The 23,989-nt window shown below is 74.0% G+C and carries 24 protein-coding genes; 10 read left to right on the plus strand and 14 right to left on the minus strand.

Going from position 1 to position 23,989, the window contains the following annotated elements; translation table 11 throughout:
- Window positions 1–5: 5 nt before the first annotated feature.
- From GA0074704_RS14415 to GA0074704_RS14445, 7 genes are all read right to left on the minus strand, one after another.
- The gene (locus GA0074704_RS14415) at window positions 6–1,163 is read right to left on the minus strand and encodes a phospholipase D-like domain-containing protein (RefSeq protein ID WP_088970996.1); all 1,158 of its coding nucleotides are present in this window, start codon (window positions 1,161–1,163) and stop codon (window positions 6–8) included.
- Window positions 1,160–3,433, minus strand: coding sequence for an MMPL family transporter (locus tag GA0074704_RS14420; protein ID WP_088970997.1), 2,274 nt, complete (start codon window positions 3,431–3,433; stop codon window positions 1,160–1,162). The genes GA0074704_RS14415 and GA0074704_RS14420 overlap by 4 nt, the downstream gene beginning before the upstream one ends.
- A gap of 178 nt (window positions 3,434–3,611) precedes the next feature.
- A complete protein-coding gene (locus GA0074704_RS14425; protein WP_157743674.1) occupies window positions 3,612–3,884 on the minus strand; it encodes a hypothetical protein in 273 nt (90 codons plus the stop codon).
- Complete coding sequence (locus tag GA0074704_RS14430; RefSeq protein ID WP_197697530.1) at window positions 3,881–4,213, minus strand: ArsR/SmtB family transcription factor; 333 nt, start codon at window positions 4,211–4,213, stop codon at window positions 3,881–3,883. The genes GA0074704_RS14425 and GA0074704_RS14430 overlap by 4 nt, the downstream gene beginning before the upstream one ends.
- An 81-nt stretch (window positions 4,214–4,294) precedes the next feature.
- The gene (locus GA0074704_RS14435) at window positions 4,295–4,642 is read right to left on the minus strand and encodes an MmcQ/YjbR family DNA-binding protein (RefSeq protein ID WP_088971000.1); all 348 of its coding nucleotides are present in this window, start codon (window positions 4,640–4,642) and stop codon (window positions 4,295–4,297) included.
- A 64-nt stretch (window positions 4,643–4,706) separates the two neighbouring features.
- Window positions 4,707–7,232: an AMP-binding protein gene (locus tag GA0074704_RS14440; protein WP_088971001.1), complete on the minus strand. Its 2,526-nt coding sequence runs from the start codon at window positions 7,230–7,232 to the stop codon at window positions 4,707–4,709.
- A 138-nt stretch (window positions 7,233–7,370) separates the two neighbouring features.
- The gene (locus tag GA0074704_RS14445) at window positions 7,371–7,811 is read right to left on the minus strand and encodes a hypothetical protein (RefSeq protein ID WP_088971002.1); all 441 of its coding nucleotides are present in this window, start codon (window positions 7,809–7,811) and stop codon (window positions 7,371–7,373) included.
- 164 nt (window positions 7,812–7,975) lie between these two features.
- On the opposite strand from GA0074704_RS14445, the gene GA0074704_RS14450 reads away from it, so the two are divergent.
- The 3 genes from GA0074704_RS14450 (at window position 7,976) to GA0074704_RS14460 (ending at window position 9,505) form a co-directional block, all read left to right on the plus strand.
- On the plus strand, window positions 7,976–8,593 hold the full coding sequence (locus GA0074704_RS14450) for a DNA-3-methyladenine glycosylase (protein ID WP_088971003.1): 618 nt from the start codon (window positions 7,976–7,978) through the stop codon (window positions 8,591–8,593).
- 146 nt (window positions 8,594–8,739) lie between these two features.
- Window positions 8,740–9,207 carry a hypothetical protein gene (locus GA0074704_RS14455; protein ID WP_088971004.1) on the plus strand — a complete coding sequence of 156 codons (468 nt, stop codon included), beginning with the start codon at window positions 8,740–8,742 and terminating at the stop codon, window positions 9,205–9,207.
- Window positions 9,208–9,238: 31 nt separating this feature from the next.
- Window positions 9,239–9,505, plus strand: coding sequence for a transcriptional regulator (locus tag GA0074704_RS14460; protein ID WP_231926433.1), 267 nt, complete (start codon window positions 9,239–9,241; stop codon window positions 9,503–9,505).
- 28 nt (window positions 9,506–9,533) lie between these two features.
- Here GA0074704_RS14460 and GA0074704_RS14465 read toward each other — a convergent pair whose 3' ends face one another.
- Entirely contained in the window at window positions 9,534–9,944 is a 411-nt protein-coding gene (locus GA0074704_RS14465) for a hypothetical protein (RefSeq protein ID WP_088971006.1), read from the minus strand.
- A gap of 147 nt (window positions 9,945–10,091) precedes the next feature.
- On the opposite strand from GA0074704_RS14465, the gene GA0074704_RS14470 reads away from it, so the two are divergent.
- The gene (locus tag GA0074704_RS14470; RefSeq protein WP_088971007.1) at window positions 10,092–11,186 is read left to right on the plus strand and encodes an LLM class flavin-dependent oxidoreductase; all 1,095 of its coding nucleotides are present in this window, start codon (window positions 10,092–10,094) and stop codon (window positions 11,184–11,186) included.
- Entirely contained in the window at window positions 11,183–11,806 is a 624-nt protein-coding gene (locus GA0074704_RS14475; RefSeq protein ID WP_088971008.1) for a CE1759 family FMN reductase, read from the plus strand. Before GA0074704_RS14470 ends, GA0074704_RS14475 begins: the two co-directional genes overlap by 4 nt.
- Window positions 11,807–11,810: 4 nt before the next feature.
- On the opposite strand, the gene GA0074704_RS14480 is transcribed toward GA0074704_RS14475, so the two are convergent.
- On the minus strand, window positions 11,811–12,689 hold the full coding sequence (locus GA0074704_RS14480; RefSeq protein WP_088971009.1) for a universal stress protein: 879 nt from the start codon (window positions 12,687–12,689) through the stop codon (window positions 11,811–11,813).
- A gap of 117 nt (window positions 12,690–12,806) precedes the next feature.
- A complete protein-coding gene (locus GA0074704_RS14485; RefSeq protein WP_088971010.1) occupies window positions 12,807–13,703 on the minus strand; it encodes a universal stress protein in 897 nt (298 codons plus the stop codon).
- 149 nt (window positions 13,704–13,852) lie between these two features.
- Here GA0074704_RS14485 and GA0074704_RS14490 point away from each other — a divergent pair, with 149 nt between their 5' ends.
- Entirely contained in the window at window positions 13,853–14,269 is a 417-nt protein-coding gene (locus GA0074704_RS14490; protein WP_088971011.1) for an Hsp20/alpha crystallin family protein, read from the plus strand.
- 103 nt (window positions 14,270–14,372) lie between these two features.
- Window positions 14,373–14,843, plus strand: a complete 471-nt coding sequence (locus GA0074704_RS14495; protein ID WP_088971012.1) for a cyclic nucleotide-binding domain-containing protein — start codon at window positions 14,373–14,375, stop codon at window positions 14,841–14,843.
- Window positions 14,844–14,851: 8 nt separating this feature from the next.
- Here GA0074704_RS14495 and pflA read toward each other — a convergent pair whose 3' ends face one another.
- The 4 genes from pflA to ppdK form a co-directional block, all read right to left on the minus strand.
- The gene (gene pflA / locus GA0074704_RS14500) at window positions 14,852–15,637 is read right to left on the minus strand and encodes a pyruvate formate-lyase-activating protein (protein ID WP_088971013.1); all 786 of its coding nucleotides are present in this window, start codon (window positions 15,635–15,637) and stop codon (window positions 14,852–14,854) included.
- A complete protein-coding gene (gene pflB / locus GA0074704_RS29180) occupies window positions 15,634–17,898 on the minus strand; it encodes a formate C-acetyltransferase (RefSeq protein ID WP_088971014.1) in 2,265 nt (754 codons plus the stop codon). The genes pflA and pflB overlap by 4 nt, the downstream gene beginning before the upstream one ends.
- A gap of 221 nt (window positions 17,899–18,119) precedes the next feature.
- Window positions 18,120–18,584: a hypothetical protein gene (locus GA0074704_RS14510; protein ID WP_088971015.1), complete on the minus strand. Its 465-nt coding sequence runs from the start codon at window positions 18,582–18,584 to the stop codon at window positions 18,120–18,122.
- Window positions 18,585–18,595: 11 nt separating this feature from the next.
- Entirely contained in the window at window positions 18,596–21,256 is a 2,661-nt protein-coding gene (gene ppdK, locus GA0074704_RS14515; RefSeq protein ID WP_088971016.1) for a pyruvate, phosphate dikinase, read from the minus strand.
- A 131-nt stretch (window positions 21,257–21,387) separates the two neighbouring features.
- On the opposite strand from ppdK, the gene GA0074704_RS14520 reads away from it, so the two are divergent.
- From GA0074704_RS14520 to GA0074704_RS14530, 3 genes are all read left to right on the plus strand, one after another.
- A complete protein-coding gene (locus GA0074704_RS14520; RefSeq protein ID WP_088973680.1) occupies window positions 21,388–21,891 on the plus strand; it encodes a GNAT family N-acetyltransferase in 504 nt (167 codons plus the stop codon).
- Between the two features lie 10 nt (window positions 21,892–21,901).
- Window positions 21,902–22,534 (plus strand): YgjV family protein, encoded by a 633-nt coding sequence (locus GA0074704_RS14525; protein ID WP_088971017.1) that lies wholly within the window; start codon window positions 21,902–21,904, stop codon window positions 22,532–22,534.
- A 123-nt stretch (window positions 22,535–22,657) separates the two neighbouring features.
- Entirely contained in the window at window positions 22,658–23,989 is a 1,332-nt protein-coding gene (locus GA0074704_RS14530) for a hemolysin family protein (RefSeq protein ID WP_088971018.1), read from the plus strand.

A 23,989-nucleotide genomic window follows, 5' to 3' on the forward strand; every position in this document is an offset into this window, starting at 1 on the left:
TCCGCTCAGAGCTGGGCGGAGTCGCGCATCGCCCAGAAGTTGCTCCGGTACTGGTCGTGGATGGCCGAGGAGTTGATCCGCAGCATCGCCTCGTCGTTCTCCCGCAGCGACGAGTCGTCGTAGTTGTGGCTGCCGGTGAAGACCCACTTGGTGTTCACCCGGCCCGCGTACGTCCCCTCGATCAGCAGGTACTTCGAGTGGACCAGCTCGCCGTCGGCCTTGTTGAGCTGGTACGTCTTGATCCGCGGGTGGGCAAGCGCGGAGGCGCTGCCGCTGCTTAGGGTGCCGTAGACGATGTCCACCCAGCAGTTGGCGTTGGCCAGCGCGCGGAGCTTGTCGGCGATCGCCTCGCGGGTGATCTTCCACGCCGCGATGCGGATCTTGGTGTATCCGTCTACCGTGCCGTAACCGGGGTCGTTGCCCGGGCAGGTCACGTTGTTCAGCACCTCCACGATGGTGTCGGTGTCCGCGGTGGCGCCGGCGCGCGGGAAGAAGTACGACTTCACCGGGTCCGACGAGGTCATCCGGTAGTAGTCGCTGTCGTTGTGCAGCGCCTTGGCCAGGTCCCCGAAGTACGCCCGGTAGGCGTCGTAGATCGGCCCGTTGTTCACGATGGTCACCGCGTTGTTCCAGTAGCTGCCGGTGTTCAGCGAGGTCAGGTTCGCCGAGGACTGCACCAGCACCTTCGACGCGCCGCCGGTGGACGAGAACAGGTAGAACTTGTTGTGGTTGATCGGGTTGACGCTGGCCGGCGCGCCCGAGACGCAGGCCAGGTCGGTGGCGCAGACCTTCAGCCACGAGCCGGCCGTGGTGTCGGTGCCCAGGCCGGTCGTCGCGCTGGCCAGCGCCAGGGCCGGCGTCCGGGTGCGGTAGGTGGCGTCCAGCACCACCCGCACCCGGACGCCCCGCTGCCGGGCGGCCCGGATCAGCGCGTCGGCCACCGGCTGCTCGTCGAAGGCGTACATGGCGACGCTGATCTCCGCGCCGGACGGGGTGCCGTCGATCAGCGAGACGATGTGGTCGACGATGACCCGCTCGCTGCCCGCCACCGTCGGGTTGTTGAAGATCGCCCCGGTGACCGGCGTGACCGCCGCGGCCGGGCCGCTCCAGGCGGTGGTGGTCAGCAGGACGGCGGCCAGTACCGCACCGATGAGACGTCTCACCTGTTCTCCTCGCGCTCCGGCGCCGTGTTCGGCGCACCGGTGGCGAGCATAGGGGTGGTCGACGTCCACTGTGGCCCGGCCGGCCGGCGACCCCAGGCCCGGTCGCCGCAGAGCGCCAGCGCCGCCGGCAGCAGCACCCCGCGGACCAGGGTGGCGTCGACCAGCACCGCCACCGCCATCCCCAGGCCGAGCATCTTGTACTCGATCGCGCTCAGGGTGAGGAAGACCGCGAAGACGGCGACCATCACGGTGGCCGCGCTGCTGACCACGCCCGCGCCGCGTCCCACACCGGCCACGATGGCGGGGCCGGGGGCCGCGCCGGCCGCCCAGCGTTCCCGGATCCGGCTGAGCACGAACAGGTGGTAGTCCATGCTCAGCCCGAAGAGCAGGACGAACATGAACAGCGGCAGCCAGCCGACCACCCCGCCGTACGGGGTGAAGCCCAGCGGGCCGGCCAGGTGCCCGTCCTGGAACGCCCAGGTGAGCACCCCGTAGGCGGCGCCGATCGACAGCAGGTTCAGCGCGATGGACACCAGCGGCACCGCCAGGGTCCGGAAGGTGACGGTGAGCAGCGCGAAGGCCAGCAGCAGCACCGCGCCGACCACCAGGGGCGCCCGCCCGGTCATCCGCTCGGTGAAGTCGTGGGCGAACGCCGTCCGACCCATGACCGCGTGCTCGACCCCGTCCACCCGGCCGACGGTGGCGGGCAGCACCTCGCCGCGCAGCGTGGCCAGCGCCCGTTCCGACGCCCGGTCGGTGCCCGAGCCGGCCAGCGGCACCCGTACCACCAGCGCCCGGTCGACGGTGGCCACGGTGACCGGGCCGGCCAGCCCGGGAACGCCGCCGGCGATCCGCGCCCGCAGGTCGGTCACGGCGGCGTCGACCTCGGGTCGACCGGCGACCGCTGCGCCGTCCGGGCGCCACAGCACCACCCGGGCCGGCGCGGCGGCGCCGGGGAAGTCCCGCTGCATGCGTACGGCGGCGTCGACGGTCGGCACGGTGCGGGGCAGGCTGTCCACCACGGCCGCGTCCTGCGGGTGCATCCGCAGCGCCGGCAGGGCCAGCGTGACCAGCAGCGCGGCCCCGGCGAGCGTCCACAGCAGCGGGCGGCGGACCACCCGGACGGCCACCGCCGTCCAGAACCGGGACGGGGCGGTGGCGGTGCGCCGCCGGCCCGGCCAGGGCACCCGCAGCCGGTCCACCCGGTCGCCGAGCAGCGCCAGCAGGGCCGGCAGGGCGGTCACCGAGGCGAGCACGGTGGCGCCCACCACCAGCACGATGCCGAGCGTCGCACCCCGGTACGCCGAGATGCCGGTCAGCAGCAGCCCGCACAGGCACACCATCACGGTCGCCCCGGAGACCAGCACCACCCGCCCCGAGGTTCGCGCGGTGATCGCCAGGGCGGTGCCCAGGTCGTGTCCGGCGGCCCGTTCCTCCCGCAGCCGACGCAGGTTGAACAGGCAGTAGTCGACGCCGACCGCCATGCCGATCAGCAGCACCATCGGCGCGGTCACGCTGTTGATCGGCAACCACTGGTCGACCACCTGGAGCAGGCCCAGCGTCGCGGCGACCGCGGTCAGGGTGAGCAGCAACGGCACCGCGGCGACCACCAGCGAGCCGAAGACGACCAGCAGGATCAGCACCGTCAGCGGCAGCGACAACTGGTGGGCGAGGGCGAAGTCCCCCTTGACGCCCTGGTCGACAGCCTGGGCGAGGCTGCGGTCGCCGGCCTGCGCCAGGCGTACGCCCGGATGCCGGCGGGCGACGTCGCCGACGGCGGCGGTGGCGGCGTCGTAACGGACCAGCCGCTCGTCGAGCCCGCCGTCGACGGCGAAGCCGACCAGCAGCGCGCGACGGTCGGCGGAGACCCGGTCGGGGGCGTCGAGGGGGTCGGCGACGGTCACCCCGCCCGCGGGAAGGGCGCGCAGCGTCCGGACCAGGTCGGCCACTGCCGCTCGTACCGTCGGGTCGGTGGCGGCCGGTGGTCCGGCGGGGTCGGTGGCCCGGACCAGCACGTTCTCCTGGATCGGTTCGTAGCCGCCCTGGGCGTCCAGCACCCGGCGTGCCGTGCCGGCCTCGCCGGGGTCCACCGGCGGCGCGCCGTCGCCGGTGACCAGGACGCCGGCGAGCACGGCCGCCGCGACCAGGGCCAGCCAGCCGGCCATCGCCCGGGCCCGGTGCCGCACCGACCAGGTGACCAGCCGTTCGGTGAGTGGCCTGGGTCCGGCGTCCGGCGGTGGGTGGAGCGTCGATTTGCGTTCGCGCAGCATGGACTGCTGTCCTTTCCGTGGACGGGTCGTCGCGCTGAGAACTCGCCGTCGGCGAGGTGATGCCCGCCCCGCCGGGCCGTCGAGCTGCAACTCGACGGCCCGGCATCCCTCGGGCGGTGGTGATCCGCGGTAGCCGGGCTGCAACCCGGCGACACGGAGGGTCGGCGTGGGAGGCCGTCTACTCGACGTCGCGCAGGACGCGCTCCACCGACGACATCCGGCCCTCGACGTCGGTCAGGCGGGCGCCGATCGCCGTGAGCTGCCGGGCCAGCTCCTCCTGGGCGCGTACCGAGCTCTCGGCCAGGGCGCGGTACTCGGCGTCGCGGGCCGTGCCGACCCGGGTACGCCAGCGCGGCGCGATCCGGGTGACGACCGCGACGAGCAGGACCGTGGCCAGGGTGAACATGCCGACGGCGCCGACGACCTCCGCCAGTTCGTGTCCGTCCATCATCGGGTGCCTTTCTCTGCGTCGTCGCTGCTCAGGGTGGGGGCCGCCGCCGCGATGGCCTGCGGGGTGAGCCGGTAGGCGAACGGGGTGACCTCATAGAACTTCATCGCCTTGCCGTCGGGGGAGAGTTCGAGCTGGGCGGTGACCAGGCCGGCCGCCTCCAGCTTGCGCAGGTGCAGCTGGAGCAGCGCCCGACTGATCCCGAGGTCGCGGGCGAGCCGGCTGACGTAGGTGCGCTCGCGGGTGAGCGCGGCGATCACCCGCAGCCGGTGCGGATTGGCGAGCGTGCCGAGCACCGCCAGCAGTTCGTCACCCGTCGGCTCGGCACTCACAACGAAAACCTGCACATGCCAAGAAAAGCTAGCAGGTCTAGGCGCACGCCGGTGCCCCCGGCCGCCGAATTCAGGGTCGGGTCAGGGTCGCTCGCGGCGCGGCAACCGGGCCAGCACCGCGTCGTACGAGCCGTCGACCGCGTCGAGCAGGTCCTCGTCGGGGATCGACCCGTCCAGCCGCAGCGCGTTCCAGCCGTACCGCCCGAGGTAGGGGGCAGCGGTGGCCTCGCCCGGGAACCGGTGCAGCCACTCGTCGGCCACCACCCGGTCGGGCCCGCACTTGGCCCAGACCCGGGGCTGGCTGTCGGGTGCGCCGAGGAAGGCGAAGATCTTGCTACCGACCTTCACCACCTCGTCGGCCTCCCAGGGCCGGTCCAGCCAGGCCCCCGGCTTGCCCAGGCAGTACGCCAGCAGTTCCTCGCGCCTCATCGCGCCCTCCCGTCGGCGGTGTGCACCGAAGGCAGTCTGCCGCGCCCCTGTGACAACCCGGCGGCTATCCCGCAGCCGTCCGGCGGGACCGGAGGCGGGCTGCCCACCGCCAGGCCTGCTCGACGAGCAGCCCGTACGCCACGCCGGCCGCCAGCGAGGCGACCAACGCCAGCAGCGGCCGGTCCCGCAGGTGCGGGTAGACCTGCCAGTGGGTCAGGTAGACGTAGAGCGAGCTGCCGGCGAGCACCCCGGCCAGCCGGTTCACCGTCCCCACGCTCGGCACGGTGGGCAGCCAGACCAGCAGCGCGAACCCGGCGACGATCAGCGCCTCCCGGGCCGGCTCGCCGAAGAATCCCGGCACGGTGGCCGCAGCCGCCACCGTCACCAGCAGCCGCTGCCGGGTGCCGCGGGCCCGGGCCGCCGCCCAGCCGAGCGCGAAGAGCCAGAACGCCACCACGCCGCCGGGAAGGTCGTGGCGGGCGTCGAGGCCGAACACGTCGTACCGGCCGAGGAGGCCGAGCCCGGCCAGCGCGACCGGCAGCGCGAACGGGAAGCGCCGCTCCCACCGGTCCACCGCGGGCAGGGCCAGCAGGGCGCCGGTGCCGAGCAGGACGTAGACCAGTCCCTCGATGAACCAGAAGTGCCACTCGGTGCGCCCGTCCGCCGGCCCGACCAGGCTGTTGACCAGCAGCAGCGTGCTCAGCCGGTACTGGTCGGTGAGGGCCATCACCGCCGCGATCCAGACCATGGTGGGCAGCACGATCCGGGCCAGCGCGGCGCGAATCTGTCGCAGCCGGTCCCGTCGGCTGACGTCGGTGAGCTGGAACCGGGCGAAGTTGAACCCGGCCACCGCCAGCAGCAGGTGCGCCCCGCCGGTCAGGTGGAACAGCGGGATGTGCGAGCCGACGATCAGCACGATCGCCGCCGCCCGCAGGGCGACGCTGGTCTCCAGGACCCGCCGCCGGGGTCGCGCGGCGGGCCGGACGGGCAGCGCGGCGATCGGCAGCGTGTGCCAGTCCGGCGGGAGCTGGCCGAGGACTCGTTCCAGGCGGACCGACATCTCCACGTACGACAGGGAGTCGCCGCCGAGGTCGACGAAGCTGTGCTCCGGGGTGACGTCCGTCCGTTCCAGCACCTCGGCGTACAGCCGGCACAGGTCGTGGTCGGCGGTCGGCGCGGCGGCGGGCGGGGCGGGTTCGGGCGCCTCGGCGTGGGCCCGCAGCGCCGGATAGTCGACCTTGCCGCTGGCCAGCCGGGGCAGCCGGGGCGCCGGGAGCACCCGGACCGCGCGCGGTGGCAGGCCGACCTCGTCGGCGACCAGCCGCCGGACCCGGGCGGGCGTGGCGTCACCGGCGACGGCCACCACCAGCTCGTCGTCGGCGCCCAGGCAGGCGGCCTCGACCCGGTGCCGCGCCAGCAGGCCCTCCACCGACTGCGGGTCGACCCGCACGCCGAGGATCTTGGCGAACCGGCTGCGCCGGCCGACGATCTCCCACAGGCCGTCCGGGCCGCGGCGGGCCAGGTCGCCGGTGTGCAGCTCGTCGACGGTACGCCCGGACGCCAGGTCGGCGGGGCGTTCGGCGTAGCCGAGCATCACGTTCGGGCCGGCGTACACCAGTTCGCCGACGCCGTCGGGCTGGTCGGGCGCCGGGGCGAGCCGGAACTCCCCGCCCGGCACCGGCACCCCGATCGCCTCGGGCCGGGTGCGCGCCAGGTCCGGCGGCAGGTACGCCATCCGGGCGGTCGCCTCGGTCTGCCCGTACATGACGAACAGGTCCCAGCCGTGCCGGCGGCCGAGCTCGGCGTAGCGGCGCACGGTCGCCGGAGCGAGCCGCCCACCGGCCTGGGTCACGTAGCGCAGGTGCGGCAGGTCCATGCCGGCGAAGCCGACCCGGTCCAGCAGGTCGAAGGTGTACGGCACCCCGGCGAACGTCGTGCCCCGGGCGGCGCGGAACAGGTCCCAGAAGCAGGAGTCGGCGACGGAGAGCCCGGTGAGGATCAGCGCGGCGCCCCGCGTCAGGTGGCTGTTGACCACGGACAGGCCGTAGCAGTAGTGCGGCGGCAGACTGGTCGCCGCCCGGTCGGTGTCCCGGATGCCCAGGTAGCCGGCGATCGCCTCGGCATTGGCCTGAAGGTTGGCGGCGGAGAGCCGGACCAGTTTCGGCGAGCCCGTCGAGCCGGAGGTGCTCAGCAGCAACGCCAGCTCGGGGTGCAACTCGTGGGCGGTGCCGCGGCGGCGCTCCTCGATCGTCCAGGTCCCGTCGACCGGCCCGATCACCACGTCCGGGTCGTACGCCTCGACCAGGGTCCGGGTCGCCGGGCCGGAGTCGGGCACCAGCAGGACGGGGTGGCCGCCGCGCAGCCCGGCCAGGTAGGCCACCAGCGCCTCGACGGTGTTCGCGCCGGCGACCAGGACCAGCCGCCGTTGCGGGCCGAGCCGCCGGGCGGCCTCCTCGACCCGGGTGGCCAGCTCGGTGTAGGAGATCGTGCCGTCGGCGGTGATCAGGGCGGGGCGGTCGCCGTGGGTGGCGAGGTCGTGGACGAAAGGCGCCGCGTCGGTGGCCGGCAGCAGCTCGGGCAGGGGCGTCACGCCGACCCACTCTAAGGTAAGGCTGCCCTAATCTGTAATCCGCCCCCGGCATGCCGTGAGCGCCGCGACATCGTGCGGGGCAGGGCCGGCGGAAGCACCTCCCGCTTCGTGTTCCCGCCGGCCCCGGTGCGCGCGGTGTTACTTGGTGAGCTGGATGGCGCCCTCGTCGACGAGCGTCTCGCACATGAACATCGGGTCGCAGATGGAGGCCTTCGCGCTGGCGTACGCGACGCCGTTCTTGAACGCCCGGACGTCCGGGGTGATCGGCACGACGAACTGCTGGGCGGTGCCGTCGCAGGTGATCCGGTACACGGGGGTCGTGCCGGTGGTGATGCCGCTGCCCACGTTCTGGGTGAGGCTCACCTCCAGGCTGGCCGAGTATCCCGCGCCGCAGGTCAGGCTGACCGGCACGTAGGCCACCGCGCCCTTGGCGTCCAGCGTCCCGGTGTCGGCGACGGTCACGGTCGAGGTGGACTCGGCCGCGGAGGCCGCGCCGGCCGGCAGGGTGAGGGCCAGCGAGGCGCTGGCGGCGAGCACGGCGCCGGCGACGAGCCGACCGCGGATTCCGGTGAGGTTCATGAGGGGGTCCCTTCGGTGTGGTGTGCTGCGATGACAGCGGATACACGGCCGGGCGGGGTGGTCGGTTGCGGGCGATCACAGTCGGCAGGCCGACAGTGCTTTCGGGCTCGACGGGACGGATATCCTCGGCCGATGCCCGTACGATCCCGCCCCCGGCCGACGCGATGACCGGCACCGACCTCGACGCCCTGGCCGACCTGCTCGCCGGCCCGGTGGAGCCGGCCGCGCACGGCCTGCTCGGCTGCCTGCTCTCCGCCGGCGGGGTCACCGTCCGGCTCACCGAGGTCGAGGCGTACGCGGGCACCGCCGGGGATCCGGCGTCGCACGCGTACCGGGGACGCACCCCGCGCAACGCGGTGATGTTCGGCCCCGCCAGGCACGCCTACGTCTACTTCACCTACGGCATGCACTGGTGCGTGAACGTGGTGACCGGGGTCGAGGGGGAGGCGTCGGCGGTGCTGCTGCGCGCCGGTGAGGTGATCGACGGCCTCGACGCCGCCCGGGCCCGCCGTCCCGCCGTACGCCGGGACGTGGACCTGGCGCGCGGCCCGGCCCGGCTCTGCGCCACCCTGGGCATCGACCGCTCCGCCTACGGCCTCGACCTGCTCGCCGACGGTGCGGTGCGGCTGCGCCCGGCGCCGGACCCGGTGCCCGACGCGGCGATCTCCGCCGGTCCCCGGGTCGGGGTGACCGGCGCCCACGACGTGCCGTGGCGGTTCTGGCTCACCGGCGACCCGACGGTGAGCGCCTACCGCCGGCACGTCCCCCGCGCCCGCCGCTGATTCATGATGGTCGCGGCCCTGGCGAACGGGCCCTGGGGCGTGGGTCGAAGTGTTTCGACGGTGAGAGGTTGGGACCCGGATCGGCTCCGCTGGAAGACCTGCGGCATCACTTGCCGAACCGGAAAGACACCTTTAGCCTTGCCGTCATGGAAAATGACTTCGAGCGTCCAGATCGGGAGGCCGCCGCCGAGGCCCTGCGGACGCTCCACGCCGACCGGGAGCGACTCGCAAGCGCCGTCGAGGTGCCTCGGCTGCTGCTGCTCGCCTTCGGCGCCCTCGCTGCGTGGTGGGTCGCCGCAGCAGCCACCACCGACCCGGGCGCCACCTACCAGCCGCCGACCTCCGGCTGGCTCGCCCTGGTGGGCGGGCTCGTCATCGCGTATCTCGTCCGGCGCGAGACCGGTATCCGATTCCGGGTCATGGGGGCACGCGCCGGCTGGGCCGTCGCCGGAATCGTCGCGACCTGCCTCGCCCTGTTCAGCGTCTCGCTCGGGCTGGTCTCCTTCGATCTGCGTTGGGCAGTCACCTTGACCAGCGCTGCCGCGTTCCTGGTGACGACCTGGCTGGCGGGAGTCGCCTACCGGTCGGCGATCGCCGAACTGCGCCGTGACTGAGGCGAGGTTCGACGACACCATCCATGCCCCGGTGCGACTGCGCATCTGTGGGCTGCTGAACAACGCCGACCGCCTGGACTTCGCCGTGGTGCGCGACACCCTGGGCGTCTCGGACGCGACCCTGTCCAAGCACGTCAAGACCCTCGTGGACGCGGGGCACGTGACGATCAGCAAATCCGCGTCCGCCAATCGCACCGATGCTCGTCGCGTCACCTGGCTGTCCCTCAGTCCGACCGGGCGATCGGCGTTCGCCGCGCACATACGTGCGCTGCAGGACATCGCCGGCAGCCGTACCTGACTCTCGGAGAATCGACAGCGGCAGATCGCTAGACCGCCGGGCCGGGTCCGTCCTGCCGGATTCGACCCGGCGGCAGCAGGTACGGCGCCAGCGCCCGGCGGGCGGCCAGCGCGCCGAGCGCCAGGGCGGTGACCACCGCCTGCCCGACCCGGGCCGCCGTCCCGCCGCCGCCCAGGCCGTAGGTCGCCCAGCCGTTGGCCGCCGCGTCGGTCACCAGCACCAGGCAGGCCAGGTCCGCGCCGAGTCGCCGTCGGCCCAGCAGCAGCGCGGCGGCGAGCGGGTCGAGCACCGTCAGCGAGACGAAGTACGCGGCCAGCCAACCCGGCGCCCAGGGGTACGGGTCGCGGCCGCCCATCAGCAGCTGCGCCACGTGCACGCCGCCCCCGTACAGCAGCACCGCCGCGTATCCGCCGGCGATCCAGCGGGTCGGGCGTGGCATGCCGGCCCAGCCCCAGCACCTCATCGGGCCAGTCTGCGCGACGCCGGCCACTCGCCGCCGCCCCGCCCGCCGGAATAGTTGACTCGTCAAATATGTTGTCGGCGGAGTACAGGTCATTCCGACCCGGTCGGACACGAGGAGCAGGTCATGCAGTTCGGGATCTTCACCGTCGGCGACGTCACCGTCGACCCGACCACCGGGCGGGAGCCGACCGAGCACGAGCGGATCAAGGCGATGGTGGCCATCGCGCTCAAGGCCGAGGAGGTCGGCCTCGACGTCTTCGCCACCGGCGAGCACCACAACCCGCCCTTCGTCCCCTCCTCGCCGACCACGATGCTGGGCTACATCGCCGCCAGGACCGAGCGGCTGCTGCTCTCCACCTCGACCACGCTGATCACCACCAACGACCCGGTGAAGATCGCCGAGGACTACGCCATGCTGCAACACCTGGCCGACGGCCGGGTCGACCTGATGATGGGCCGCGGCAACACCGGCCCGGTCTACCCCTGGTTCGGGCAGGACATCCGCAACGGCATCCCGCTCGCCATCGAGAACTACGACCTGCTGCGCCGGCTGTGGCGCGAGGACGTGGTCGACTGGAAGGGGCGGTTCCGCACCCCGTTGCAGTCGTTCACCTCGACCCCGCGCCCGCTCGACGGCGTACCGCCGTTCGTCTGGCACGGCTCGATCCGCAGCCCCGAGATCGCCGAGCAGGCCGCCTACTACGGTGACGGCTTCTTCGCCAACCACATCTTCTGGCCCGCCGAGCACACCCAGCGGATGGTCGGGCTCTACCGGCAGCGCTTCGCCCACTACGGCCACGGCACGCCGGAGCAGGCCATCGTCGGCCTCGGCGGCCAGGTCTTCCTGCGGCGCAACTCGCAGGACGCGGTCCGGGAGTTCCGGCCGTACTTCGACAACGCCCCGGTCTACGGGCACGGGCCGTCGCTGGAGGAGTTCACCCGGGAGACCCCGCTGACCGTGGGCAGCCCGCAACAGGTCATCGACCGGACGCTGGGCTTCCGGGAGTACGTCGGCGACTACCAGCGCCAGCTGTTCCTGATCGACCACGCCGGCCTGCCGCTGAAGACCGTCCTGGAGCAGCTCGACCTGCTCGGCGAGGAGGTCGTGCCGGTGCTGCGCAAGGAGTTCGACGCGCTGCGTCCCGCCAACGTGCCCGAGGCGCCCACCCACGCCGCGCTGGTCGCCGCCCGCCAGGCCACCACCGGGGCGGCCCGATGAGCAGCCGCACCCTGGCCGTGGTCTCCGCCGGCCTCTCCCAGCCCTCGTCGACCCGACTGCTGGCCGACCAGCTCGCCGCGGCCGCCCGCGACGAGCTGCTCCGGCGCGGCGCCGAGGTGGAACTGCGGGTGATCGAGCTGCGCGACCACGCCCACGACGTGGTCAACCACCTGCTCACCGGGTTCCCGCCGGCGCCGCTGCGCGAGGCGCTGGATGCGGTGGCCGCCGCCGACGGAGTCGTCGCCGTCACGCCGATCTTCAACGCCTCCTACAACGGGCTCTACAAGTCCTTCTTCGACGTGCTGGACGACAAGGCGCTGGTCGACAAGCCGGTGCTGATCGGCGCCACCGGCGGCACCGCCCGGCACTCGCTTGCGCTGGAGCACGCCGTCCGGCCGATGTTCGCCTACCTGCGGGCGGTGGTGGTGCCCACCGCCGTCTTCGCCGCCGGTGAGGACTGGTCCGGCGGCGGCCCCGACGGCGCGCTGCGCGGCCGGGTGCTGCGCGCCGGCGCGGAGCTCGCCGACCAGGTCGACCGGCGCCCGGCGCCCACCGGACCGGCCGACCCGTTCACGCTCACCACCGACTTCGCCCAGCTGCTCGGCCGCCGCGACGACTGACCCGTCAGTCCGGGTACGGATGGGCGACCAGCACCGGGCAGTGCGCGTGCTGGAGCACCGTCTGGCTGACCGAGCCGAGCAGCATCCCGGTGAAGCCGCCCCGGCCCCGGGTGCCCACCACCAGCACCGACGCCTCGCCGCTGGCGGTCACCAGGCCCTGCGCCGGGGTGCCCGCGCGGACCGGGTGCTCCCGCACCGACAGCTCCGGTCGGCCCTCGCGGGCGGCGGCGGACGCCTCGGCCAGCAGCCGCACCGCCCCGGCGTGGTACGCGGCCTGCTCCTCCTCGATTTCCTCCGGCACCGGACGGTCCCCGTCCGGCGGGCCCACGTGCACCAGCACCAGGGCGGTGCCGCGCCGGACCGCCTCCCCGGCGGCGTACCGGGCGGCCAGCACCGCGGCCGGTGAACCGTCCACCCCGGCCACCACCGGCCCGTCCGCCGTCGGGATCGGCTGCTCCTCGGGGCGGACCACCAGCACCGGGCAGTGCGCGTGCGCGGCCACCTGGCCGCTGACCGAGCCGAGCAGCAGCCCGGCGAAGCCCCCCAGCCCACGGCTGCCCACCACCACCAGCTCCGCCCGGCGGGACTCCTCGACCAGCGTCGCGCCCGGCCCGCCGGCCACCTGCCGGGCCGCCACCCGCAGCCCCGGCCAGCGCCGGGCCAGGTCGTCCGCGGTTCGCCGCACCATCCGCTGCGACTCCTCCGACGGCTCGGGCACCCCCAGGTCGTACGGGTTGAGCGGCACGCCGTAGCCGAGCGGGTGCAGGTAGCCGTGCACCAGCTCCAGCGGCCGGCCACGCAGCGTGGCGGCCTGCGCCGCGTGCTCGGCGGCGACCAGGCTGGACGGTGATCCGTCGACCCCCACCACGACAGGACGTTCCATTCGACTCCCTCTCGCTCGGTTCCGGCCATTGTCGGCCGGATCGCCCGCGCGGCCCGGTAGATCCACGCGACGCCGCGCCGGTCGGGGGAGCGGCCGGCGCGGCGCGGTCGGTGGAACTCAGCGGCGACCGAGGTCCCGCCGGTGCCGGACGATCGCCAGCGGGCTGCGGGCGTGGTGCAGCAGGGCGTGGCTGACCGAGCCGAGCAGGGCACCCGCCAGGCCACCACGGCCGTGCGCGCCGAGCACGGTCAGCTGTGCGTCGGTGGACTCCTCGACCAGCGCCCGGGCCGCCGGGGCGGCCACCAGCTTCGTGCTCACCGGCACCTGCGGGTAGCGCTCGGCGAAGCCGGCCAGCGACTCGGCGAGCACCCGTTCCTCCTCGGCGCGCAGCTCCTGCGGGTCGTACGCCATCGGCACGATGTCGCCCGGGCCGACCGCGGTCGGGTAGAGCCAGGCGTGCACGGCGACCAGTCGGGTGTCGCGCTGCGCGGCCTCGGCGAAGGCGAACCCGAGCGCCTCGGTGGAGAGCGCCGAGCCGTCCACCCCGACCACCACCGGGCCGTCGGCGCGGGCCTCGCCGCGGACCACCAGCACCGGGCAGTCGGCGTGCGCGGTGACCTGAACCGTGACCGAACCGATCAGCAGCTCGGCGAAGCCACCCAGGCCCCGGTGGCCGAGCACCAGCAGCGCCGCGTCGCGGGACTCGCGCACCAGCACCGCCGTCGGGCCGCCGTCGCAGAGCCGACCGGTGACCGGCACCTCCGGGGCGACCTTGGCCGCCTCCTCCACCGCCTCGTCGACCGTACGCTGCGCCGCCGCGCGGACGGCGTCGTCGCCGCACACCACCGGCACCGGGCCGAGCGGCGTACCGAGCAGCGGCCACCCGAAGGCGTGCACCACCCGCAGCGGCCGGTGCCGGTCCGCCGCCTCCCGGGCGGCCACCCGCACCGCCTCCAGTGCCGAGCCGGAACCGTCCACGCCCACCACCACGGGCGCACCCGTCCTGCTGGTCATCACGACCTCCTTCGTCCACCTCCAGCCTCCTCGCCGCCGGCCCGTCCGGGCAGGGGCGTAGCGCCTTGCCGGGCCGGGACCAACGGCCCTGACCGGGGGTGTTCCGAGGGAGTGGGATGGAGTCAGGACGAGCGACAAGGAGGTCGACGATGTCCACCGTCACGAAGTTCCGGGGCGGCACGATCGCGCCGTTCGACTGGACGAACCTCTCCTGGTTCCCGCTGCTGGCGCCGACGATCCGGGTCGAGGACTACCTCGACGGCGACCGGTACGTGGTGCGCGCCGAGCTGCCGGGGATCGACCCGGCCAAGGACGTCCGGATCACCCGTACCGGCGAGAACCTGCGCCTGGACGTGGTCCGACGGGAGAGCCACGCGGACAAGGCCCGCTCGGAGTTCCACTACGGCTCCTTCTCCCGCCTGATCCCGCTGCCCGCGGGCGTCAAGCCGGAGACCATCGCCGCCCGGTACGCCGACGGCATCCTGGAGATCAGCGCGACCGTCGGCGAGCCCGAGCCGACCCCGCGGGAGATCCCGGTGACCGTGGAGCACACCGGGAAGCGGTGAACCGACCCCGGGGCCCCGGCCAGCCGCCAGGCGTCCCGGCGAATCCGACCGAAGGGGCCCGGCCGCCGGCCGGGCCCCCACCGCAACCCCCGGGAGCCCCCTGATGACCCCGCTGGAACTGCTCCGCGACCACCCCTTCCTCGCCGACCTGCCCGAGCGGTGGCTGCCCCCGCTGACCGCGTACGCCCGACCGGTGGTGTGGCACCCCGGCCACCGGCTGTTCCGCGCCGGAGCACCGGCCGAGCGGTTCTGGCTGATCCGCGGCGGCGAGGTGGCGCTGGACTTCCCGGTGCCCGGTCGCGGAGACGTCGGCATCGAGACGATCGGCGCGGGCGGGGTGCTCGGCTGGTCCTGGCTCTTCCCGCCGTACCGCTGGCAGTTCGGGGCGGTGGCCGTGCGGCGCACCACCACCGTGGAGTTCACCGCGGCCGGCGTACGGCGGCTGATGGCCACCGACGACACCCTGGGCCGCGACCTGACCGGCCGTTTCATGGCCGTGGTGGTGGACCGGTTGCAGGCCTCCCGGGTCCGGCTGCTCGACCTGTACGGCTACCCGACGTCCTCGGCCGGCTGACCGCGCGGTCAGTACGCGACCAGTCCTCGGGTGGTGAACTGAGCCCGCACCCGGTCCAGCAGCTCCGGGCCGGGCGGTTCGGTGTCGGCGAGGGGGAACGCCAGCCCCAGCTCGGCGTACTTGTGCGCGCCCAGGCGGTGGAAGGGCAGCACGTCGACCCGTTGGACCGTTCCCAGGCCGGCGGCGAAGTCGGCCACGCCGGCCACGTTCTCCTCGGCGTCGGTGAGCCCGGGGACCAGCACGAACCGGACCCAGATCGGCGTCCCCCGGTCGGCCAGCCGGCGGCCGAAGCGCAGCGTCGGCGCCACCGAGCCGGTACCGGTGACCCGCCGGTACGTCGCCGGGTCCCACGACTTGACGTCCAGCAGCACCAGGTCGGTGGCGTCGAGCAGGGCGTCGTCGGCGTTCGCGCCGAGGAAGCCGGAGGTGTCCAGCGCGGTGTGCAGCCCCAGGCCGTGGCAGCGGCGCAGCACCTCGCCGGTGAACCGGGGCTGGCGCAGCGGCTCCCCGCCGCTCAGCGTGATCCCGCCGCCGGCCACGTGGATGAACCGCCGGTACCGCTCGATCTCGCGCATCAGCTCGTCGGTCGACATCCGCCGCCCGTTGCCCGGGAACCAGGTGTCCGGGCTGTGGCAGTACCGGCAGCGCAGCGGGCAGCCGGCCAGGAAGGCCACGAACCGGGTACCCGGCCCGTCCACCCCGTGCGACAGGTCCCACGAGTGCACCACGCCGTCGGTCGCGCCGGCCCGCCCGGGCCGGACCGGCCCGGGCGGCGGGGTGCGGGTCGGGTTCACAGCGATCCGTGGAAGGTCCGGGAAACCACGTCCCGCTGCTGCTCGGGGGTGAGCCGGACGAAGTTCACCGCGTACCCGGAGACCCGGACGGTGAGCTGCGGATAGCGCTCCGGGTGGGCCATCGCGTCGAGCAGGGTCGCCCGGTCCAGCACGTTGACGTTCAGGTGGAATCCGCCGGCGTCGGCGTACCCGTCGAGCACCCCGGCCAGGTTGTCGATCCGCTCGGCGCGGGTACGCCCCAACCCGTCGGGGGTGACCGTGCCGGTCAGCGAGATGCCGTCGCGGGCCGCGGCGTACGGCAGCTTCGCCACCGACAGCGCGGCGGCGACCAGGCCGTGCGTGTCCCGCCCGTTCATCGGGTTCGCGCCCGGAGCGAACGGCTCACCGGCCCGCCGCCCGTCCGGCGTGTTGCCGGTGTGCTTTCCGTAGACCACGTTGGAGGTGATGGTCAGCACCGACATGGTCAGCTCCGCGTCCCGGTAGGTGCGCTGCCGGCGCAGCTTCGCCGCGAACGTCTCCACCAGCCACACGGCGATCTCGTCGGCCCGGTCGTCGTTGTTGCCGTATGTGGGGACGTCGCCGTCGACCACGTAGTCGACCGCCAGCCCGGTGGCGTCACGCAGCACCTTCACCCTGCCATAGCGGATCGCGGCGAGGCTGTCCACGGCGACGGAGAGCCCGGCGATGCCGGTGGCCATGAACCGGCGCACCGGATGGTCGTGCAGCGCCATCTCCAGCCGCTCGTAGGCGTACCGGTCGTGCTGGTGGTGGATGACGTTCAGCGCGTCCACGTACGTCTCGGCGAGCCAGTCCAGCGTCCGGTCGTACGCGGCGAGCACCGCGGCGTGGTCGAGCACCTCGCCGCCGACCGGCGGGCTGGGCGGGGCGACCTGCTCGCCGGTCAGCTCGTCCCGGCCACCGTTGATCGCGTACAGCAGCGCCTTGGCCAGGTTGGCCCGGGCCCCGAAGAACTGCATGTCCCGGCCGACCCGCATCGCCGACACGCAGCAGGCGATCGCGGTGTCGTCGTCGTACGCGTCGCGGATCAGTTCGTCGTTCTCGTACTGGATGGCGCTGGTGTCCAGCGACACCTGCGCGCAGAACCGCTTGAACCCGGTGGGCAGCCGGGGCGACCAGAGCACCGTCAGGTTGGGCTCCGGCGCCGGCCCGAGGTTGTACAGCGTCTGGAGGTAGCGGAAGCTGGTCCGGGTGACCAGGGGCCGGCCGTCGGCGCCCATCCCGCCGAGCGCCTCGGTGACCCAGGTGGGGTCGCCGGAGAAGAGCTGGTCGTACTCGGGGGTACGGAGGAACCGGACGATCCGCAGCTTGATCACGAAGTCGTCGACCAGTTCCTGGGCGTCCATCTCCGACAGCCGTCCCTCGGCCAGGTCCCGCCGCAGGAACACGTCGACGAAGTTCGCCGTGCGGCCCAGCGACATCGCCGCGCCGTTCTGCTCCTTCGCCGCGGCCAGGTAGGCGAAATAGAGCCACTGGATGGCCTCCCGCCCGGTCCGGGCCGGCCCGGAGATGTCGTGGCCGTACGACGCGGCCATCTGCTTCAGCTCGCCCAGGGCGCGGGCCTGCTCGGCCAGCTCCTCCCGGTCCCGTACCACCTCGTCGGTGCAGCGCCGACCGTCCAGCGCGGCCCGCAGCGCGTGCCGCTCGGCGATCAGCCGGTCCACCCCGTACAGCGCCACCCGCCGGTAGTCGCCGATGATCCGGCCCCGCCCGTACGCGTCGGGCAGCCCGGTGATCACGTGCGAGCGCCGGGCGGCCAGCACATCCGCCGGGTACGCGTCGAAGACCGCGTCGTTGTGGGTGCGCCGGTAGCTGGTGAAGATCCGGTGCACGACCGGGTCGGGGGTGAAGCCGTACGCCTTCAGCGCGGTCTCCACCATCCGCAGCCCGCCGGCCGGCATGATGGCCCGCCGCAGCGGCGCGTCGGTCTGCAGGCCGACGATCAGCTCCTTGTCCCGGTCGATCCAGCCGGGGGCGTGCGCGGTGATGGTGGACGGGGTGGCCGCGTCGACGTCGAGGACGCCGCGTTCGCGTTCGACGACGAAGAGCTTCTTCAACGCCCCCCACACCTCCAGGGTGCGGCAGGTCGGGCCGGTGAGGAAGCCGGCGTCCCCGGTGTACGGCTCGTGGTTGGCCCGCAGGAAGTCGGCGACGTCCACGGTGTCCCGCCACGTCCCGCCGGTGAAGTCCCGCCACGGGTCGAGTGGGGCCGTGCCGGTCGTGGTGACGACGGTCGCGCGCATCGGGAGCCTCCCAGGTCCGCCTCTTCGCTGCCAGGACCAGCCTCGTCGGGCCGGCCGACGCGGGGCAGGGCCCCCGGGACCACCCCGGCGGGACCAAAGGCCCCCGCCGGGATCGGGGTACGCGGGTGACCGCCCCGGGCGGGCGTGGCCGTTGTGGGAGGACCACCACGCCCGGCCCCGGGACGGTCGGTCGGTGGCGCCGCGCGCGCCGCGTACCCGGGTCAGCGTTCGACCACCAGCCGGCGGGCCCGCAGCGCCCGCGCCCACCAGGGCCGGCGCCGGGCCGGCCGCAGCGCCGGGACCCGGGTGCCGCGCAGGCTCACCCAGCCGCCGGGACCCATGGTGACCGCGCCGATCGCCGGCGGCCGGCGGCGGCCCAGCACCGCCACGGCGGCGGTGAGCAGCGCGACGGCGGCCGCGCCGGCCGCCGCGGCGAGCACCTGGTCGGGGTCGCTGATCGACCGGTAGCGGACCTGGCCGCCGGCGAGCACGAACGCCCCCACGGCCCGGCCGTCGCGGGTCACCGGCACCAGCGCCGCGGCCGGCGTGCCGGGCAGCTCCAGCACCGGCCCCACCGGGTGCGCCGAGGGTACGGCGGCGGCCGGCTCCTTGGCCGCCTCCACCGCCCGCCGAGGTGCCGGCGGGGTCAGCGGGGCGGGACCGGTCGGGTTGAGGATCGCGGTCATCGTGCTGCCTCCTAACGGGAGTCGGACGTGCCGGTGGCGGGGTGCACGGCCGCCCGCCCGGCGGCCAGCCGGGCGATCGGCACCCGGTACGGCGAGCAGGAGACGTAGTCCAGTCCCACGGCGGCGAAGAACGCCACCGAGTCGGGGTCGCCGCCGTGCTCCCCGCAGACCCCGATCGTCAGCTCGGGGCGGGTCGCCCGTCCCTCGGCGACGGCCAGCCGGATCAGCCGCCCCACGCCCCGGGTGTCGATGCTCTCGAACGGCGACACCGGGAAGATCCCCCGCTCCAGGTAGTCGGCGAAGAACGAGCCCTCGACGTCGTCGCGGGAGAACGCCCAGGTGGTCTGGGTCAGGTCGTTGGTGCCGAAGGAGAAGAAGTGCGCCTCGGCGGCGATCTCGCCGGCGGTCAGCGCCGCCCGGGGCACCTCGATCATCGTGCCGATCGGGATCGGCGGCGCCCCCGGCACCCCGGCGAGGACCCGCTCGGCCTCGACCCGCACCGCGGCCAGCTCCTTCACGTCGCCGACCAGCGGCACCATGATCTCCGGTCGCGGGTCGCCGCCGTCGCGCACCCGCTGCGCGGCGGCCTCCGCCACGGCCCGCACCTGCATGGCGAACAGGCCGGGCACCACCAGGCCCAGCCGCACCCCGCGCAGCCCGAGCATCGGGTTGGCCTCGTGCATCCGGCGTACCGCCGCGAGCAGGACGCCGTCCCGGCCGGGGTCCTCACCGCGCGCCTGCGCGCCGGCCACCCGGGCGGTCAGCTCCGCCAGCGGGGGCAGGAACTCGTGCAGCGGCGGGTCGATCAGCCGGATCGTCACCGGCAGCCCGTCCATGGCGGCCAGGATCCCGGTGAAGTCCTCCCGTTGCAGCGGCAGCAGCGCGTCCAGTGCCGCGCCGACCTGCTCCGGACCGTCGGCCAGGATCAGCCGCTCGACCAGCTCCCGGCGTGGGCCGAGGAACATGTGCTCGGTGCGGCACAGCCCGATCCCGGTGGCGCCGAGCCGGCGGGCCCGTCCCGCGTCGGCCGGGGTGTCCGCGTTGGCCCGTACGCCCAGCCGGCGCACCGCGTCGGCGTGACCGAGCAGCCGGTGCACCGCCGTGACCAGCGGGTCGGCCTGCGGGGCCAGCTCGCCGTCGAGGTAGCGGGCCACCGGGGACGGCTGCACGGGCAGCTCACCGGCCCAGACCTGGCCGGTGGTCCCGTCGATGGAGATCACCTCGCCGGCCCGGACCACCCGGTCGCCGACGGTGAACTCGCCGCGCTCAGGGTCGATGCGCAGCGCGTCCGCCCCGCAGACACAGGTGCGGCCCATGCCCCGGGCGACCACGGCGGCGTGGGACGTCTTGCCGCCCCGGGAGGTGAGCACCCCGGCCGCCGCGATCATGCCGGGCAGGTCGTCCGGGTTGGTCTCCGGCCGGACCAGGATCACCGGCCCGTCGGCGGCGACCGCCGCCGCGGAGTCGAGGACCACCCGCCCGACGGCGGCCCCCGGTGACGCGCCCACCCCGACGGCGAGCGGCGCCGGGGCGTCGGTGGTGTCGAACGCCGGGAACATCAACTGGGCCAGCTGCGCGCCGGTGACCCGGTGCAGCGCCTCGTCCAGGGTGATCAGCCCCTCGTCGACCAGCTGCGCGGCGATCACGAACGCCGCCGCCGCGGTGCGCTTGCCGACCCGGGTCTGCAACATCCACAGCTTCCCGCGTTCGATGGTGAACTCGATGTCGCACAGGTCCCGGTAGTGCCGCTCCAGCGTCGCCATGATCTCCATCAGCCGGCGGAAGCTGACCGGGTCGAGCCGCTCCAGCTCCGGCAGCGGGATCGTGTTGCGGATGCCGGCCACCACGTCCTCGCCCTGCGCGTCGGCCAGGTAGTCGCCGTACACGCCGGGCGCGCCGGTGGCCGGGTCGCGGGTGAACGCCACCCCGGTGCCGGAGTCCGGGCCCAGGTTGCCGAAGACCATCGCCATCACGTTCACCGCCGTGCCCAGGTCGTCCGGGATCCGCTCCCGGCGGCGGTAGATCCGCGCCCGGTCGGAGTTCCACGACTCGAACACCGAGCGGATCGCCACGAAGAGCTGCTCGTGCGGGGCCTGCGGGAAGTCGTGCCCCACCTGCCGGGAGAAGATCTTCTTGTACGTCTCGACCAGGTCCCGCAGCTGCCCGGCGCTCGGGCCGGCCGCCCCGGCGGTGGCCCGGACCGACTCCAGCGCGTGCTCGAACTCCTCGGCGGGAATCCCGTACACGGTCCGGCCGAACATCTGGATCAACCGGCGGTACGAGTCCCAGGCGAACCGTTCGTCGCCGAGCCGCGCGGCCAACCCCTCGACGGTGGCGTCGTTCAACCCGATGTCCAGGATCGTCTCCATCATCCCGGGCATCGAGTACCGGCCACCGGAGCGCACCGCCAGCAGCAGCGGGTCGTGCGGGTCGCCGAGCCACCGGCCCAGCCGCGCCTCGACCTCCCGCAGGTGGGCGTTCACCTCGTCGAAGAGCCCGGCCGGCGGCGACCCGGTGGCCAGGTAGACCCGGCAGGCGTCGGTGCTGACGGTGAAGCCCGGCGGCACCGGCAGGCCCAGCCGGGTCATCTCGGCCAGGTTCGCCCCCTTGCCGCCGAGCAGGTCCGCCCGGCTCCGGTCACCCTCGATGAAGTCGTAGACGTACTTCGGCATGGTCCGGCCTCCTCGGCTGCGTCTCTCCTCTCTTGGTAGCCGGGCCGGCGGCGGCCCCGGCAGGGCCGGACGGGACATCGACCGGGCCGGAGGTCCCGACCGTGTCGGTGCGGCTGGGTATCCTCCGGCCCGTGACCAGTGAGCTGCGGCTGCGGCCGGTGCGCGACGACGACCTGCCCGCCTTCTTCGCCCACCAGCAGGACGCGGAGGCGAACTGGATGGCCGCCTTCGGCCCCGCCGACCCGGCCGACCGGGCCGCCTTCGACGCGCACTGGGCACGGATCCGCGCCGACCCGCGGATCGTCAACCGCACCGTGCTGGCCGGCGACGAGGTGGTCGGCTACGTTGCGGCCTTCCCGGTCGACGAGCAGACCGAGGTCAGCTACTGGATCGACCCGCGCCGGTGGGGTCGCGGCCACGCCACCGCCGCGCTGACCGCGCTGCTGCGCGAGCTGCCGCCGGGGCCGGTGCACGCCCGCGCGGCCAAGGACAACCGCGCCTCCCTCGCCGTGCTGCGCAAGTGCGGCTTCGTCGTGGTCGGCGAGGACTCCGGGTACGCGGGCGGCCGGGGCGCCGAGGTCGAGGAGTGGGTGCTGGAGCGGCCCGCCGAGTCGGCTGACCAGCCCGGCCACTAGTCTCCCCGGGGTGAACTGGCTGGAACTCGTCGGCTGGGCCGGCTCCGCGCTGCTGGTCTGGTCCCTGCTGCAGACGCGCATCCTGCGGCTGCGCGCCCTGAACCTGATCGGCTGCCTGATCCTGATCGGCTACAACGCCGCCGTGCAGGTGTGGCCGATGGTCGGCCTCAACGTGGTGCTCGCCGTGATCAACGTGTGGTACCTGCGCAGGATGCTCGCCACCCGGCACGACGAGCAGACGTACCAGGCCGTCGAGGTGGGCGTCGGCGACCAGTTCCTCGCCCACACCCTGCGGGTGCACGCCGCCGACATCGCGAAGTTCAACCCCGGCTTCGACTGGGACTCCCTCGGCGACGCCCGCTCGGCGTTCCTCGTGGTCAGCGCTGACGAGGTGGTCGGGGTGGTGCTCTCGCACGCCGAGGCGGACGGGGTGGCCCAGATCGACCTGGACTACGTCACCCCCCGGTTCCGGGACTTCACCCCGGGGGAGTTCGTCTTCCGGCGCAGCAGCCTCTTCACCGACCGGGGGTTCCGCCGGGTGGTCAGCCCGCCCGGGATGCGCTCCCCGTACTACCACCGGCTCGGCTTCCGGCCGGAGGGCGACGCGTACGTGCTCGACCTGCCCGCGCCGCAACCCGCCTGACCCCCGGCCGGGCGGGAGAGGGTTCGCCGACGCGTCGGCTGGGCACATGCACGGCTACGCTGGCGGGGTCCTCCGGCCGGCGCCGCCGGCCGTGGCGGTGAGAAGCGTGAGGGAGAACCGGGCGTGCAGAGCTACTGGAGCCAACTGGCCCTGGTCGGAGTCCTGGTCATCCTCAACGCGATCTTCGCGGGCAGCGAGATGGCGCTGGTGTCGCTGCGGGACAGCCAGATCCAGCGGCTGGAGCGGACCAGCCGCGCCGGGCGCACCCTGGCCCGCCTCGCCAAGGACCCGAACCGGTTCCTGGCCACCATCCAGATCGGCATCACCCTGGCCGGCTTCCTGGCCTCCGCCGCCGCGGCGGTCTCGCTGGCCAAGCCTCTGATCCCCCTCTTCGGGTTCGCCGGCACCGCCGCCGAGACGGTCGCCATCGTGCTGGTCACCCTGGCGCTGACCTTCGTCACCCTGGTCTTCGGCGAGCTGGCCCCGAAGCGGATCGCCATGCAGTCCGCCGAGCGCTGGGCGCTGCTGGTGGCCCGCCCGCTGGACATCCTGTCCACGCTCACCCGACCGGCCGTCTGGCTGCTCGGCGCCACCAGTGACGTGGTCGTCCGGCTGTTCGGGCTGAACCCGAAGCACGAGCCCGACGAGATCGGCCCGGACGAGCTGCGCGACATCGTCGCCGGCAACCACGGCTTCACCAAGGAGCAGCGGACCATCATCGCCGGCGCGGTGGAGATCGCCGACCGGCAGCTCAAGGCGGTCCTGGTGCCCCGGCTCCAGGTCTTCACCCTGGACAGCGGCACCACCGCGGAGGCCGCCCGGCTGGTGCTCGCCGCCACCGGCCACTCCCGGGCGCCGGTGGTCCGCCACGGCGGCCTGGACGACGCGGTCGGGGTGATCCACCTGCGGGACCTCGTCGGCGTCCCCGACGACCGGCCGGTCGACGAGATCGCCCGCCCGCCGATGCTGCTGCCCGACTCGCTGCCGGTGGTGAACGCGCTGCGCCAGTTCAAGGCCGAACGGCAGCACATCGCCCTGGTGGTGGACGAGCGCGGCGCGGTCGACGGGATCGTCACCCTGGAGGACATCCTCGAGGAGATCGTCGGCGAGATCTACGACGAGACCGACCGGGACCTCGCCTCGATCCGCACCGAGGCCGACGGCGCGCTGGTGCTGCCCGGCACCTTCCCGGTGCACGACCTGCCCGACGTGAAGGTCGAGCTGCCCGGCCGGCCGCACGGCGACTACACCACCATCGCCGGGCTGGTGCTCACCTGCCTCGGCCACATCCCGACCGTCGCGGGGGAGAGCGTCACCGTCGACGGCTGGGAGCTGGAGGTGGCCGACATCGACCAGCGGGCCATCACCCGGGTCCGGTTGCGCCAGGTCACCGCCGACACCTCCGAGCAGGAGGCGCCGGACGAGACGCCGGTGCTGGACGAGGCCCGCAGCTGA

Source organism: Micromonospora siamensis, assembly GCF_900090305.1.
GTDB lineage: Bacteria > Actinomycetota > Actinomycetes > Mycobacteriales > Micromonosporaceae > Micromonospora > Micromonospora siamensis.

Coding starts and splice junctions, on each gene's coding strand:
- GA0074704_RS14420 (WP_088970997.1), bottom strand. CDS start 3,433: ATGCTGCGCGAACGCAAATCGACGCTCCACCCACCGCCGGACGCCGGA.
- GA0074704_RS14425 (WP_157743674.1), bottom strand. CDS start 3,884: ATGATGGACGGACACGAACTGGCGGAGGTCGTCGGCGCCGTCGGCATG.
- GA0074704_RS14435 (WP_088971000.1), bottom strand. CDS start 4,642: ATGAGGCGCGAGGAACTGCTGGCGTACTGCCTGGGCAAGCCGGGGGCC.
- GA0074704_RS14445 (WP_088971002.1), bottom strand. CDS start 7,811: ATGAACCTCACCGGAATCCGCGGTCGGCTCGTCGCCGGCGCCGTGCTC.
- GA0074704_RS14450 (WP_088971003.1), top strand. CDS start 7,976: ATGACCGGCACCGACCTCGACGCCCTGGCCGACCTGCTCGCCGGCCCG.
- GA0074704_RS14455 (WP_088971004.1), top strand. CDS start 8,740: ATGGAAAATGACTTCGAGCGTCCAGATCGGGAGGCCGCCGCCGAGGCC.
- GA0074704_RS14465 (WP_088971006.1), bottom strand. CDS start 9,944: ATGCCACGCCCGACCCGCTGGATCGCCGGCGGATACGCGGCGGTGCTG.
- GA0074704_RS14470 (WP_088971007.1), top strand. CDS start 10,092: ATGCAGTTCGGGATCTTCACCGTCGGCGACGTCACCGTCGACCCGACC.
- GA0074704_RS14475 (WP_088971008.1), top strand. CDS start 11,183: ATGAGCAGCCGCACCCTGGCCGTGGTCTCCGCCGGCCTCTCCCAGCCC.
- GA0074704_RS14480 (WP_088971009.1), bottom strand. CDS start 12,689: ATGGAACGTCCTGTCGTGGTGGGGGTCGACGGATCACCGTCCAGCCTG.
- GA0074704_RS14485 (WP_088971010.1), bottom strand. CDS start 13,703: ATGACCAGCAGGACGGGTGCGCCCGTGGTGGTGGGCGTGGACGGTTCC.
- GA0074704_RS14490 (WP_088971011.1), top strand. CDS start 13,853: ATGTCCACCGTCACGAAGTTCCGGGGCGGCACGATCGCGCCGTTCGAC.
- GA0074704_RS14495 (WP_088971012.1), top strand. CDS start 14,373: ATGACCCCGCTGGAACTGCTCCGCGACCACCCCTTCCTCGCCGACCTG.
- pflB (WP_088971014.1), bottom strand. CDS start 17,898: ATGCGCGCGACCGTCGTCACCACGACCGGCACGGCCCCACTCGACCCG.
- GA0074704_RS14510 (WP_088971015.1), bottom strand. CDS start 18,584: ATGACCGCGATCCTCAACCCGACCGGTCCCGCCCCGCTGACCCCGCCG.
- ppdK (WP_088971016.1), bottom strand. CDS start 21,256: ATGCCGAAGTACGTCTACGACTTCATCGAGGGTGACCGGAGCCGGGCG.